Raw genomic sequence first — 13,965 nt, 5'->3', positions numbered from 1 at the left:
CGATAAAAAGAAAATAGTATGAAAAAATTAGTTTATATATTGGCTTGTAGTTGTTTACTGGGACTCAATTCCTGCCAGAATACTTTCCTGGATTTGGATCCGTTGGATGCAAAGACAGATGCGGTTTACTTCAAAACACCGGAGCATTTCCGTGAGTATGCCAACGGCTTATATTCGCAGTTAATCGGGTGGCGTTCGGGCATCCTCGATCATATGGATATTCAGTCCGATCTCATAACCAATCCATCCAATCAGTGGAATTTGGGACATGGAACAATTAACGTAGGATATGATGACAGTCGCTGGACGGGTCTTTATGGTAGTATCCGGGCGGATAATATGTTATTGGAGAGAGCGGAAACCTATGCAGGCGATCCAGCGGAAATTACTCAATATGTAGGTGAAGCCTATTTCTTCCGTGCTTACAATTATTTCTATCTGCTGAAATATTTTGGAGGAGTACCTATTCTGACTAGGTCTCTTGATACGGAATCTCCTGAATTATATTATCCGCGTAACAGTCGTTATGAAGTGGTCGATCAGATCTTGGCTGATCTTCAGAAGGCTATTGACAGGTTACCTATCGAACAGAATATCTCATCTTCGGATAAAGGGCACATCAGTAAGCAAGGAGCAAAAGCTTTCAAAGCGCGTGTATTGCTTTACGAAGCTACTTGGCGGAAGAATGTAGGAACACAAACTGATTTTGAAGGTTCGGCAGGACCGGCAACCGATCAAGTGAACGCTTTTCTTGAAGAGAGTATCTCCTTGTCGGAAGAAGTGATGAAAGATCAGGTTTATGCCTTGTGGAACTATAATGGGGATGCGAGAATGAACAACATGAGTAGCCGTTATCTTTTTTGTATTGAAGATGCAGAGAGTAATCCCGGCGGTTATGGAAGAGAAACGAATAAGGAATTCATCATTTATTCTGTGTTCGACCGTGATGCCGCTCCCGGTAAGTTTCAGTTGAATCTGAATATGTCCTATGTTTATCCTAGCAGAAAGTTTATGGATATGTTCCTCTGCAAAAACGGAATGCCGATTTGTGAGGCTAATTCCCAATTCGGTGGTTATTATACTCCGACATCAGAATATAAGAATCGTGATTACCGTATGGAAGCTTACGTAGGGAAAAGTGCGGATGATATGAAACTGAATGGAACTTCTGGTTATGGTAATATGAAATTTATTACTTATAAACCAGCTGCGGAACGTGAAGAATCTGCCAATTGTCCGAACCTTCGTTTGGCGGAAGTTTATCTGAACTACGCTGAAGCGGTCATGACACGCTACAATAAAATAGAGGATACCCAATTGGAAGCTTCTATTAATAATTTGCGCAGACGTGCCAATGTAGCTTCTCTTACGAATGCTTTGGTCGATCAGATTATAGAGTTGACCGGTTCAACGAAGTCGCACGAAGAAGTAATGATGGACGAAATTCGTCGTGAGCGTACAATAGAACTTTATATGGAAGATTTTCGCTTTGATGACTTGAAACGTTGGGGAATGCTGGAACAAGAATTGAATCAACCCCGTTGTGGTAGAGTATTGGGAGGAACAAACTATGGTACGACATTTAAAGATGCAAATGGCAATAATCTTGCTGCTTATAATCCAAGTGCTTATGTAAACGGTGAATTGAAGGTTGAAACAGGACACGGAGAATTATACTGTGTGCAGCTTTCCAAGAAGTCGGATAGTTCACTTTCTTCACGTCATTATCTGTATCCTATTCCGCAACATCAGATTAACTTGAATCCTAATCTGAAGCAGAATCCGGGTTACTAAATCACTTATTAATCTATATATATGAATGTTATGAAATACTCATTAATAAAAAATGCGTTTGGCCTGTTGGCTTTGATTTCTTTTCCGGTGTTATTTGCTGGATGCGAGCAAGACGCAAAATTTAAGGCTTATGTATATCCTACGGCAGAGGTCTCGGAAATGTACCCCAAGCTGGGATATGCGGCAGAGAAGGTTACATTCACGGGAACTAACTTTGGTGACCGGAAAGAGGCTTTGAAAGTTGCTTTTGGAGGAGTAGCGGTGAGCAATATTTTATCTTGTAACAATAACTGCGTAGTGGTAGAAGTACCTGAAGGTGCGGTAGCCGGTGATGTGACTTTACAGACATGGAACAATGAGCCTATCACGGTGGGTACATTTAAAGTATATCCTACTCCTGTAATAGAAGAGATCTTTTCACACAATACGGAATATGGTTCGAATATGGCTATTGAAGGTGATTTAGTTACAATTAAAGGAGCGAACTTCGGAACTGACAAAAAACTGGTTGAAGTGAAGTTTAATGGAACGGTAGCTCCGATCGAATCTTTGGTGGATGAACAGATAGTTGTTAAAACTCCGGCATATAAGTCAGGGCTGGTCACTGTTACTATTCGTCCCGAAGCGAATGCCAATAGCATTACGCTAACCGGTACAGGGTTGATGGATCCTCAGGCAACAGGTGACGTAACGTCTATTTTCTTGCAGAATAGTGTAGCTCCTTTCAGTCCGAGTGGTGCAGTGAATACTTGGGCAATAGCTACAGGATGGCATACATCCGGTGGTTTCGTTGGGGCGAATACTTTACTGTTTACGGAAGAAAATCCTGATGGTTTGTTCGTACTGGAATGTTGGAATAATGGCAAGAAGGAAAATGCGAAGATATATCAGGTTGCCACTTTGCCTAAGGGAGACTATAAATTTACATTGAATTTTGTGGAAATTGTAAAAGAAGCAGGGCGTTTCGGTGTGCATTTTGTGATAGCCGAAGGTGATGAAACTATTCCTAACTTAGTAGCTAATGGAGATAAATTCGATGATACAGATGAGAATACAGCAAAAGTGAAAACGTCCTATCCTATCACGGGTTCTATGGATCCGCATACAAAAGAAATATCACTTCATCTGGATGAGACGAAACAGTTGACCATAGGATTTGTAACTCAGTTGAATAATAAGGGAACGGTAAAACTCTCTGCTATCAGAATTTATAGAGAAATGCCTAATGATAATCAAGATTAAAAAGAAGGTTTATGAAAAAGATATATTATAGCTTATGCTTACTGTTGTCCTTGTTTATATGGACATCATGTGACAAAGGTGGAGAAGAAAGGGTAGACCTGAAGTATGAGGCGCGTACAATTAGCGTGTCCAGTATATCTCCGGTAGCAGGTTATATTGGTGAGAATCTGACAATTAACGGGAAGCAGTTCGGTGTGTCTCCGGAATTGATGAAAGTTTTCATTGGTGAAGATGAAACGGAAATTATTTCATGTTCGGAAGAACAGTTGATTGTGAAAGTACCGCAGGGGGCAACAACCGGGAAAATCATACTGAATTTAATGGGTGATACGTATGTATCGGAGCTCACCTACACAGTACTTGGGCAGCCATCAGTAACAGCTATCTCGCCTGTAATGGCTTTTGCCAATGATGAAATTACAATTACAGGTGATAATTTCGGTTCTACTGTGTCTGCGGTAAAATTAGGATTTACCGGAACAAAGGAAACTGCTTTAGTCATTTCTTGCGAGAATACAAAAATTATAGCGAAAGTACCGGCAAAAGCTGTTACCGGTCCTATTGATTTGACTATCTCGAAACAGCATGTGAATACTCCTTTGAGCACTGGTTCAGGAGAATTTACGGTATTGCAACATGCCTCATTTACTGAAATGTCTGCTGTAAGCGGTTATCGTGGCGCAACGGTTACCTTAAAAGGTGAAGGCTTTGTAGGCACAGATGAGAAATCACTGAAAGTTTACTTTGGGGATACTGAGGCTGAAGTCGTTAGTTCAACAAATGAGGAGATCGTGATAATTGTTCCGGAAGAAGCGACGAATGGTGATAATGCCGTGATGGTAGAAACGGCTTATGAATTAATAGAAGCTGTTCAAGTATTCAATGTACTTCCTTCACCTGTAATAACAGAAGTTTCTAGTGAAAGTGACTATGTTGGTGCAACAGTGACAATCACGGGGGAAAACTTCCCGAAAGAAGTAGATAATGTGAAAGTAAGGTTTGGTAATAATGAGGCTACTATTGTTTCTAACTCGGAAACGGAATTACAGGTTTTAGTACCATCTCCTATTGATGCACAATTTGGAGAACTTGATTTAACAATTTCTATGTCCGATATAATCTTCTATACAGGTCGTTTTATCGTGAAAGAAACCCCATATATAACTTCTGTAACTTCTACTAACATTATTAGTGGCCACTTAGTTACAATAGGGGATGAGATAACAGTTGTTGGTAGAGGATTTACGGAAGATGTACAGGTGAATGTAGGTGGCATAGAAGTGACACCGACGGCAATAACTGAAACAGAAATTAAAGTAAATATTCCTGTTGGTTTTACTGATGGTGAAGTAGTTCTGAAATTTAAGGGAATACCTACAGATGTAACTAGTGATAAATTAACATTGTTGGTGAATGGTACAGATATTACAGAATTTGTATTGAAAAACTATAAACAGCCATTTGTTGGCTTGGAAGTAGGTAGTACTGCTGATTGGCAAACTCCTATGTATTGGAATCCGAATGCTGAAATTAAAAATAGAGATGAGAACGGTGTTGGTGGTATGCAGTATGAGAAAGGTACAACTTATCTTGCATTCCAAAGAGGATATGGAAGACAAGCTTGTTACAATGGTAAAATGTCACAATCGTTTAAGCTTCCGGCAGGAAAATATAAGTTGGAGGCAGTATATCCAGTTATAAATTTAAATAATGGAAAAGATCATGTTTATATAATTATGGGGAAAGGCACATCTAATAATGATATTCCTAATATAGATAAACTAGATGCAAATTCTGATGTATATGTTTATGCTGGAACTCAAGGTCCTGCGTCGGGTTCAGGTATATTTGAAACAGAAATATTTGAGTTGTCAGAAACATCAGATGTTATTGTAGGTTTTCTTATCACTATTGATAATGATAAACGTTGGTTTAAAGTTTCAGAGTTGAAATTGATATATGTAGAATAATAACTGAAAGACATTATGAAAAAAATATATTACTTAGTTGCAGTGTTGGCATGCATGTCCATGACATCGTGTGGTGACGGATTTAATTTCCCGGAAGTGGAAGCTGAGACTGATTTATATAAAATACCTCTACCGGAAACAAGTCTGGTAGAGATAGAGTCGAAAGACATATCAGTTGCGATGGATCATGTCGGAGGTCTTCATACAGAAGAAGATTTTGAGCGTATACGTGAAAAGTTGAAAGCTGGAGAATCTCCTTGGGTGGAAGGATATGAAGTCTTGAAGAACAGTAAATATGCTCAGTTGAGCTTTCAGACTTATCCAACTGAAATTATAGTCAGAGGTGGTGGCAGTGGAGAAAACTATATGAATGCGGCTCGTGGAGCCGCCGCTGCTTATCAGTTGGCTTTACGTTGGAAGATCGAAGAAAATGGTCAATATGCAAAAAAGGCAGTAGAGATTCTGAATAAATGGGCAAAAACCTGTACAGGTTTAGGAGGGGATTCTAATGTCTCTTTGGGTGCCGGAATCTATGGATTTGAATTTGCTATAGCCGGAGAATTGCTGAGAGGCTATGCAGGATGGGCTCCTAAAGATTTTGCCGCATACCAACAATGGATGCTATCTGTCTTTTATCCTGCGAATAAAGATTTCTTAGTTCGCCATCATAATACGAATCCTTTACACTATTGGGCTAATTGGGGATTATGCAATATCGCTTCTACTATGGCAATTGGTATTCTGGCAGATCGTCGTGATATTTATAATGAAGCTATTGAACATTTTCAGACAGGAGAAACCAATGGTCGTATTTCGCTGGCTATCTATCACGTATATGATGGTGCTTATGCTAATTTTGCACAATTACAGGAGAGCGGCCGTGATCAAGGGCATTCATTGATGTGTATTGGATTATTAGGGACTATTTGTCAGCTTGCATATAATCAGGGCGATGATTTCTTCGCATATAAAGATAATATGTTTTTGAAAGCTTGTGAATATGCAGCATGTTTCAATTACACAAATGACGGAGTACCTTACACATTGTATACATGGAATAAACAGAATGCTTGGGGCGGAATATCTCCGGAAGACCAGCCGGAGATCGGAGCAGGCGGACGTGGAGGAATGAGACCGATATGGGCACTTCCTTATTATCATTATGCTAAAGTAAAAAATGTGCTGGATACTAAAGTGAAATATACAGAAATAGCCCGTGATAAGGTCTTCCCCGAAGGCGGAGGCGGTAACTATGGTGAAACAAGTGGTGGCTTTGACGCTCTAGGTTTCGGCACTTTGATGTATGCAAGATAAAAACAAGTAGTTTTGAGAATGAGACATTTGAAATTTATTATAATGTGTCTGCTTGTTATGGGAACAGGGATTTTACGGGCGGAGATACTCGTATACCCTGTCCCGCAAGGTATTTACTATGCCCGTCATAACGACGACTACACAGTAAAAGTACGGCAAGCAGGTGAAAAAGATTGGGTAGACCTTTTCGAATATAACGTAAAGGTGGATATGGATACAAAATCGGATGCAACTATGGTGCAGTTTGATTTTTCCGGTAAAGTGGAAGTATTAATACGGAAGAACAATGGAGAGATCCGTTCGGCAATAGTACGTCCACTATCTAAAGGCATTCAGCCGAAGATAGACGGAAACTTTCTGCTGTTCACATTGGATAAGCCACAAAAACTATCTGTAGAGTTTAACGGTGACCGCTTGAATAATCTACACGTATTTGCCAATCCGATAATTAAGGATATACCTGATAAGAATGATCCGAACGTGATGTATTTTGAGTCCGGTATCCATGAACCTACCGATGCGGCAGGCAAGTGTTTCCGTATTCCTTCCAACACTACGGTCTATTTGGAAGGTGGGGCAGTGCTGAAAGGTTGTCTTAATTGTGACAGCGTGGAAAATGTGAAGATTCTGGGGCATGGTATGTTGCTCGAACCGCAACAGGGCATATCGGTGGCATATTCCAAAAATGTATTGATTGATGGAATTACTGTTGTCAATTCACGTCACTATACCGTTTCCGGCGGACAAAGTCAAGGAATAACCATCAAAAACCTGAAATCATTCAGCTATCAAGGGTGGAGTGACGGACTGGATTTCATGTCTTGCTCCGATATTGTCATTGATGATGTGTTTCTGCGTAATTCCGATGATTGTCTTGCTTTCTATACTCACCGTTGGAATTATTATGGAGATTGCCGGAAAGTACGTGTTCAGAATTCTACTCTTTGGGCTGATATTGCGCACCCCATTAATATCGGTACGCATGGCAATACAAAGACGGGAGATGAAGTGCTCGAAGATATGTTATTCAAAAATATCGATATCTTGGAGCATGATGAAGACGACCGCAATTATCAAGGATGTATGACCATCAACGTTGGAGACCATAACTTGGCACGCAACATAACGTTCGAGGATATTCGGGTCGAAAATATTCAGGAAGGGCAACTGTTCCATCTTCGTGTGATGTATAACCAAAAGTATAATACCGGTCCGGGAAGAGGCGTGAAGGATATTGTGTTCCGTAATATCTCTTGTACAGGCAAGTATATCAATCCTTCCTTGATAGAAGGTTATGATAAGAACCGCAAAGTAGAGAATGTCCTGTTCGAGAATATCGTATTGAACGGTAAGCGGGTGACTTCGCTGGAAGAATTGAATGTGAATAAGAAGGATTTTGTAGAGAAAGTGAGAATAAAGTAGTTATTTTCATAAAGTAATTTTTCAAATTAAGTTTTATTCAAATAAAAGTTGAAAAACTTTTATTTGAATAACTTAATTGTGCTTTGTATATTTGTGAAGAAACATACAAGATTGAATCTTGGCTTAATTTGAGTACCATGAAAAAAAGTATTTTGCTTTTCCTCTTTACTTTGGCGTGTTGGATATTATATGCACAGGAATATCCTAAAGTGATAATTCCGGGTGACTATGCTGATCCAAGTATCGTACGGGACGGAAGTGATTATTATATGACGCATTCTCCCTTTTACTATGCACCGGGATTCCTGATCTGGCATTCTCGGGATTTGATAAATTGGAAACCGGTGTGTCGTGCTTTGTCGGCTTGGGAAGGTTCTGCCATGGCTCCTGATTTGATAAAATATAAAAATAGATTCTATATTTACTATCCATCTGCCGGAACTAACTGGGTAACTTGGGCGGACGACATTAAAGGTCCATGGAGTGAACCGGTGGATTTGAAAGTTTCCGGCATTGATCCCGGGCATATTTCCGATGAGAATGGTAACCGTTATCTGTATGTAAATGAAGGCGAAGTAGTCCGCCTGACGGATGACGGACTAGCCACAATCGGAGAGAAAAAAGCAGTATATGCAGGTTGGGAATATCCCAAAAGCTGGGATACTGAATGTATGTGTCTCGAATCACCCAAACTGAACTATCGGGATGGCTACTATTATATGACATCCGCACAAGGTGGAACGGCAGGGCCTGCTACCAGCCACATGGTTGTTTCCGCCCGTTCCAAAAATATCATGGGACCTTGGGAAAATTCACCTTATAACCCTATTGTCCATACCTATAGTACAACTGATAACTGGTGGTCTAAAGGTCATGGTACATTAATCGATGATGTAAACGGTAACTGGTGGATTATTTATCATGCCTATGCGAAAGGATACCATACGCTGGGACGTCAAACCCTACTCGAACCTATCGAATGGACTAAAGATGGATGGTACCGTACAAAACCGACAGCTACCCCGATACAAACAGATAAACTGATAAAACACGGATTACATCTGTCTGACGACTTTGAAGGTCCTGAACTGGGTATTCAATGGACTTTTTGGAAAGAATATGCACCCCAGGCTTTGACATTTAAACAACGAACATTATGGATAGATGCCAAAGGTACTACCCCGGCTGACGGACGATTGCTGTTGACGACTGCCGAAGATAGAAACTATGAAACGCAAGTCGAGATTAATGTCGGTAAAGAGAATATAGCAGGACTCATCTTATACTATCGTGAAAAAGCCTATGCAGGAATAGTATCCGATGGAAAGAAGTTCACTATCTATCAGAATGCGGATAAGAAAATAGACTTACCCAACACATTAGGGAAGCGATTTACCGTAAGACTTCAGAATCAGGGAAATAATGTCCGGATTATGGTCAGCAAAGACACTAAGACATGGACTACCCTGATAGAAAATATGGATGTTTCACAACTCCATCACAATAACTATTACGGCTTTTTTGCTTTGCGTATCGGTCTGCTCTCTGCGGGAAAGGGAAGTGCGGGATTCAGTCAGTTCCGTTATAAAAATGCCATTCCCCAGGAAAAGGATATGAGTGCTTACCTGATGGTATTCCACAAAGATGAAACCCATGGACTTTATATGGCTATTAGTCGTGATGGCTATACATTTACTGCCTTGAATGATGGCGAACCGGTGATTGCAGGAGATACAATCGCCTGGCAGAGAGGTATTCGTGACCCGCATATCTTCCGTGGTCCGGATGGTGCGTTTTATCTTGCAATGACCGATTTACGTGTTTTTGCACAAAGGGATGGTTATCAGGATACAGAATGGGAACGTGACGGGCGTGAATATGGCTGGGGGAATAATCGGGGGTTAGTATTGATGAAATCATGGGATTTAATAAACTGGAAACGTACTAATATCCGCTTCGACAAACTATCTGCTGGATTGAGCGAGATAGGTTGTGTCTGGGCACCGGAAGTAGCGTATGATGATAAGAATGGGAGACTGATGATTTACTTCACTATGCGTTTTAAAAATGAAGCAAACAAACTTTATTATGTGTACGTGAATGATGAATTTGATAAAATAGAAACACTTCCGCAAATTTTATTCGAGTATCCTAGTGAGAAGGTTTCGGCCATAGATGGAGACATAACAAAAGTAGGTGATAACTATCATCTGTTCTATGTCTCCCATGATGGAGAAGCAGGCATTAAACAAGCTGTTTCGAATCGGATCAATGGCGACTATGAATTTGATTCCCGTTGGTACGATTTGGAACCAAAGGCTTGCGAAGCCCCTAATGTATGGAAACGTATCGGAGAAGATAAATGGGTGTTGATGTACGATGTATATAGCATTCATCCTCACAACTTCGCCTTTGTTGAGACCTCGGACTTTGTGAACTTCAAGAATTTGGGACGTTTCAACGAAGGAGTGATGAAAACAGTTCATTTTACCTCTCCTAAACATGGAGCCGTTATACATTTAACTGCTGAAGAAGTTGATAAACTGGAGAATTATTGGCAGAAGAATAAAAGAAAATATATTCCGATGCCATCTGTACAAATGAATATAATTACAAAATGAAAAGAAACATTTACCTTTTATTCCTTATATTGATATACAGCTTGCCAAGCGCAGCCGATACTCTTTTTCAACTGAAAAAGCTACAAGTGGAATATGCTGTAACTCCGTTAGGGATTGACGTAGAGAAACCTCGTTTCAGTTGGCAGATGGAAGGAATGGCGAGTGAAAGAGGATTGTCGCAGACAGCCCGTCAAATAATAGTGACCGATGAGGCCGGTATGCAAGTATGGGATTCAAAGAAAATCACTGATGATAAATCCTTGAATATCGAATATGCCGGACTTCCATTGAAAGCTGCTACCCGCTATCAGTGGACGGTTCATGTATGGGATATGAAACATAGAAAAACATCCGCTTCTTCCTGGTTCGAAACTGGGCTGATGAGTAGCGATCATACTTATCAGGGATGGGATGGTGCGAAGTGGATTGGGCCAGGCGATAAGGACAGAACTTTCTACTCTCATTATCTTCCGGTTTTTAAGTTGAACTTCTCTTTGCAGTTGGACGAAGCATCGAAAACTACCCATTCGGGATTTATTTACGGGGCAAATGATGAACGTTTGATGGAACGGTACAAGAATCTCTATCAGTTGAAAAAACCAAAAGACGAATCATATATTAAGGTTGAACTGGATATTGCTCCGTTATTTTCGGGTAAAGATGCGGTATTGAATATATATCGGGCAGGCTATCATCCGAATGATAAAAAAGACGTTCCCTATAGAAGCTTCACTATTCCACAGGAGATTATCAACGAGCATAATAAATATGATTGGCATAGGATAAGTCTTCACTCGAATTTGGGCTTTACACAATTTTATGTGGATAATGCAGATAAACAAATCGGCTCTGTTAATCTGAATCCTTTAGGGCAGGGAGGTGACTTTATTGCTTTTCCGGTAGTAGGAGATGTGGGCTACTTTGTTCCTGTCGGACAAGGGGCTTCTTTCTCAAAAGTGGAAATTGCCAACTTCCGAAGTCCTTCAAATGTAATCACTACGTTGCAAGATGCAGCATGCCGTATAGATGGTGCTACATCAGGTGTTTTCACTACTTTCACTCCTGAATCTCATTCAGCCCCCATGCTAAGAACGGTCTTTGCTTCTTTGGATGCGAAAGTAAAGAAAGCACGACTATATGTTACTTCACGCGGTATCTATGAGATTTATCTGAATGGCAGACGGGTAGGAGACGATTACTTTAATCCCGGAATTACTCAATATAATAAAACTCACTTATATCAGACATTTGATGTTACAGAATATATTCATTCTGGACGAAATGCACTCGGTGCCTTACTGTCTGAGGGATGGTGGAGTGGAGGAGCAACTTTTACGGGAGATAACTGGAACTTCTTCGGTGACCACCAGTCATTACTGGCAAAACTGGTAATCACCTACGCCGACGGACAGGAGAAAGTGATAATAACCGAACCCTCTACCTGGCAATATTACAATAAAGGCCCTATCTGTTACAGTAGCTTTTTTCAGGGAGAAGTGTATGACGCTCTGCGTGATGCAAGGCTGGAAGGATGGAGCACGGCTACCTATGATGCCGTAGGTTGGAAACCTGCCTGTGAAATTGCCTTGGAAGGTAATATCAGTACGGAAGGGAACCCGGATAAACCTTGGGTAAATGATTACTCTGGTTTTGAACTGATAGGACAGTTCGGCCAGACAGTGAAAGCGAAAATGGAACTGACCGCCCTCTCGATGGAAGAAGTACGCCCCGGTGTATTTGTTTATGATATGGGACAGAATATGGTGGGAGTGCCTAAAATAAAACTGTCCGGCATGAAACCCGGAACAAGAATCTATCTGCGTTTTGCTGAAGTGAAGTATCCGGACTTGCCCGAATATAAGGACAATATCGGAATGATTATGTTGGAGAATATCCGCGCTGCCATGGTGCAGGATATCTATATCGCCAAAGGGGGTGAGGAAACGATTCTTCCACGTTTCACCTACCATGGCTATCGCTTTGTGGAAATAACAGGCATTGACAACCCCCTTCCCGTAGCGTCGGTGAAAGGAGTAGTGCTTAGCTCTATTCACGAATTGACTTCCTATTACGAGACATCGAATGTGAAAGTAAACAAGTTGTGGGAGAACATCACGTGGTCTTCTTTGGCTAATTTCATATCTATCCCCACCGACTGCCCTCAACGGAACGAACGTTTAGGATGGGCGGGGGATATTTCTGTATTTTCCCGCACGGCTACATACTTGGGAGATGTTTCGCAATTCTTGAGAAGATACCTTCGCTCTATGCGTGATGTGCAGCGTGAAGACGGACGCTTCCCTGATATTGCTCCTTTGGGTGGAGGATTCGGTGGTTTGTTATGGGGGAGTGCTGGAATTACAGTGCCTTGGGAGTGTTACCAGCAATATGGGGATAAAGTCTTGTTGGCTGAACACTATGACGCCATGAAACGATATATTTCCTATATCCTCGACAAGACTATCGACCCGAAAACAAACCTGCTTGTGCAGAACAGAGCATGGGGAGATTTGTGCGATTGGCTCGGGCTCGAAGATAATAGGAATGATAAATCTCTCTTGTGGGAAGCTTATTTTATTTATGACCTCGAATTAATGAGCAAGATAGCCACCGTTTTGGAAAAGACCGCAGATGCGGAAGAATACCGGAAGTTGCACAGCGACAGAAAGGCTTTCTTTAACAGCACCTACCTGCAACCGGAAACCTGCAAGACCATCCATTCCGCTTTCATACCGAAGAGGCAGGGAACACTGGTAGATACACAAACTTCTTATGTTCTTCCATTGGTATTCGACATCATTAATGAAGAGAATAAATCGAAGTTTGTCAAGAACCTGATGGAGACAATCGCCAGGGAGAACAAGACAGAACAAGGCAAATGGTGTCCACCTTATTCGTTGATGACAGGGTTTATAGGAACGGCATGGATCAGTAAAGCTTTGTCGGATAATGGTTGCAGTGAGGCGGCATATAGACTGTTACAGCAAACAAACTATCCGTCGTGGCTGTATTCAGTGGAGCAGGGAGCCACTACTATTTGGGAACGGTTGAATTCCTATACTCACGAAGATGGATTCGGTGGAAATAACCGTATGAATTCTTTCAATCATTATTCTTTTGGTGCAGTCGGTGCATGGATATACAATTACTCCTTAGGCATAGAACGGGATGAAAACTTTCCCGGATTTAAACACTTTGTGCTGAAACCGGAAGTGGATACTACTGGAAATATGACTTATGCCAAAGGATATTACAACTCTATGTATGGGCGTATCGAAAGTAGTTGGAGAGTAGAAAAAGATGCAGTTATTTATCAATGCATAGTTCCGGCTAATACAACTGCAACGTTGCATCTTCCTGCAACTTCAGTGAAGAATATTGTTGAGGGGAATAGAACTTTAAAGAAAAGCAAAGGGATAGAGTATGTCGGAATAGAAGATGGTAAGGTAGTATTGCGGCTTTTGTCTGGTAGCTATTCTTTTAAAGTTGCAAAATAAACCATTTAAGTATTGTAATCTTGCTAGATAGTAGGAGTTGTTCTTGTTGAAGGTCTTGTCAAGAACAGACATTTTATAAATGTTGTTTTTGACAAGACTTTCAGA

7 protein-coding genes are annotated in these 13,965 nt (G+C 40.9%); all 7 read left to right on the top strand.

Annotated features, from left to right (window positions below; translation table 11 throughout):
• Positions 1-18: 18 nt before the first annotated feature.
• The 7 genes from ACNOGP_RS18405 to ACNOGP_RS18375 all read left to right on the top strand — a co-directional run bounded on the left by ACNOGP_RS18405 (position 19) and on the right by ACNOGP_RS18375 (position 13,860).
• Entirely contained in the window at positions 19-1,794 is a 1,776-nt protein-coding gene (locus tag ACNOGP_RS18405) for a RagB/SusD family nutrient uptake outer membrane protein (RefSeq protein WP_418213455.1), read from the top strand.
• 30 nt (positions 1,795-1,824) lie between these two features.
• Entirely contained in the window at positions 1,825-3,036 is a 1,212-nt protein-coding gene (locus ACNOGP_RS18400; protein ID WP_238535043.1) for an IPT/TIG domain-containing protein, read from the top strand.
• Between the two features lie 11 nt (positions 3,037-3,047).
• Positions 3,048-5,006 (top strand): IPT/TIG domain-containing protein, encoded by a 1,959-nt coding sequence (locus tag ACNOGP_RS18395; protein WP_418210870.1) that lies wholly within the window; start codon positions 3,048-3,050, stop codon positions 5,004-5,006.
• Between the two features lie 15 nt (positions 5,007-5,021).
• A complete protein-coding gene (locus tag ACNOGP_RS18390; protein WP_007759021.1) occupies positions 5,022-6,320 on the top strand; it encodes an alginate lyase family protein in 1,299 nt (432 codons plus the stop codon).
• 18 nt (positions 6,321-6,338) lie between these two features.
• The gene (locus tag ACNOGP_RS18385; protein WP_418213454.1) at positions 6,339-7,742 is read left to right on the top strand and encodes a glycosyl hydrolase family 28 protein; all 1,404 of its coding nucleotides are present in this window, start codon (positions 6,339-6,341) and stop codon (positions 7,740-7,742) included.
• A 137-nt stretch (positions 7,743-7,879) separates the two neighbouring features.
• Positions 7,880-10,363: a family 43 glycosylhydrolase gene (locus tag ACNOGP_RS18380; RefSeq protein ID WP_418213453.1), complete on the top strand. Its 2,484-nt coding sequence runs from the start codon at positions 7,880-7,882 to the stop codon at positions 10,361-10,363.
• Complete coding sequence (locus tag ACNOGP_RS18375) at positions 10,360-13,860, top strand: family 78 glycoside hydrolase catalytic domain (protein WP_418213452.1); 3,501 nt, start codon at positions 10,360-10,362, stop codon at positions 13,858-13,860. Before ACNOGP_RS18380 ends, ACNOGP_RS18375 begins: the two co-directional genes overlap by 4 nt.
• Positions 13,861-13,965 lie beyond the last annotated feature (105 nt).

The sequence above is a fragment of the Bacteroides difficilis genome (assembly GCF_048319815.1).
Lineage (GTDB): Bacteria > Bacteroidota > Bacteroidia > Bacteroidales > Bacteroidaceae > Bacteroides > Bacteroides zhangwenhongii.
Note: the sequence above shows the minus strand (reverse complement) of the source record. Positions and strands in the feature narration are given on the sequence as shown.

Bases quoted from the DNA above. Each gene is read 5' to 3' on its own strand.
- ACNOGP_RS18405 (WP_418213455.1), top strand. From the start codon at position 19: ATGAAAAAATTAGTTTATATATTGGCTTGTAGTTGTTTACTGGGACTC.
- ACNOGP_RS18400 (WP_238535043.1), top strand. From the start codon at position 1,825: ATGAAATACTCATTAATAAAAAATGCGTTTGGCCTGTTGGCTTTGATT.
- ACNOGP_RS18395 (WP_418210870.1), top strand. From the start codon at position 3,048: ATGAAAAAGATATATTATAGCTTATGCTTACTGTTGTCCTTGTTTATA.
- ACNOGP_RS18390 (WP_007759021.1), top strand. From the start codon at position 5,022: ATGAAAAAAATATATTACTTAGTTGCAGTGTTGGCATGCATGTCCATG.
- ACNOGP_RS18385 (WP_418213454.1), top strand. From the start codon at position 6,339: ATGAGACATTTGAAATTTATTATAATGTGTCTGCTTGTTATGGGAACA.
- ACNOGP_RS18380 (WP_418213453.1), top strand. From the start codon at position 7,880: ATGAAAAAAAGTATTTTGCTTTTCCTCTTTACTTTGGCGTGTTGGATA.
- ACNOGP_RS18375 (WP_418213452.1), top strand. From the start codon at position 10,360: ATGAAAAGAAACATTTACCTTTTATTCCTTATATTGATATACAGCTTG.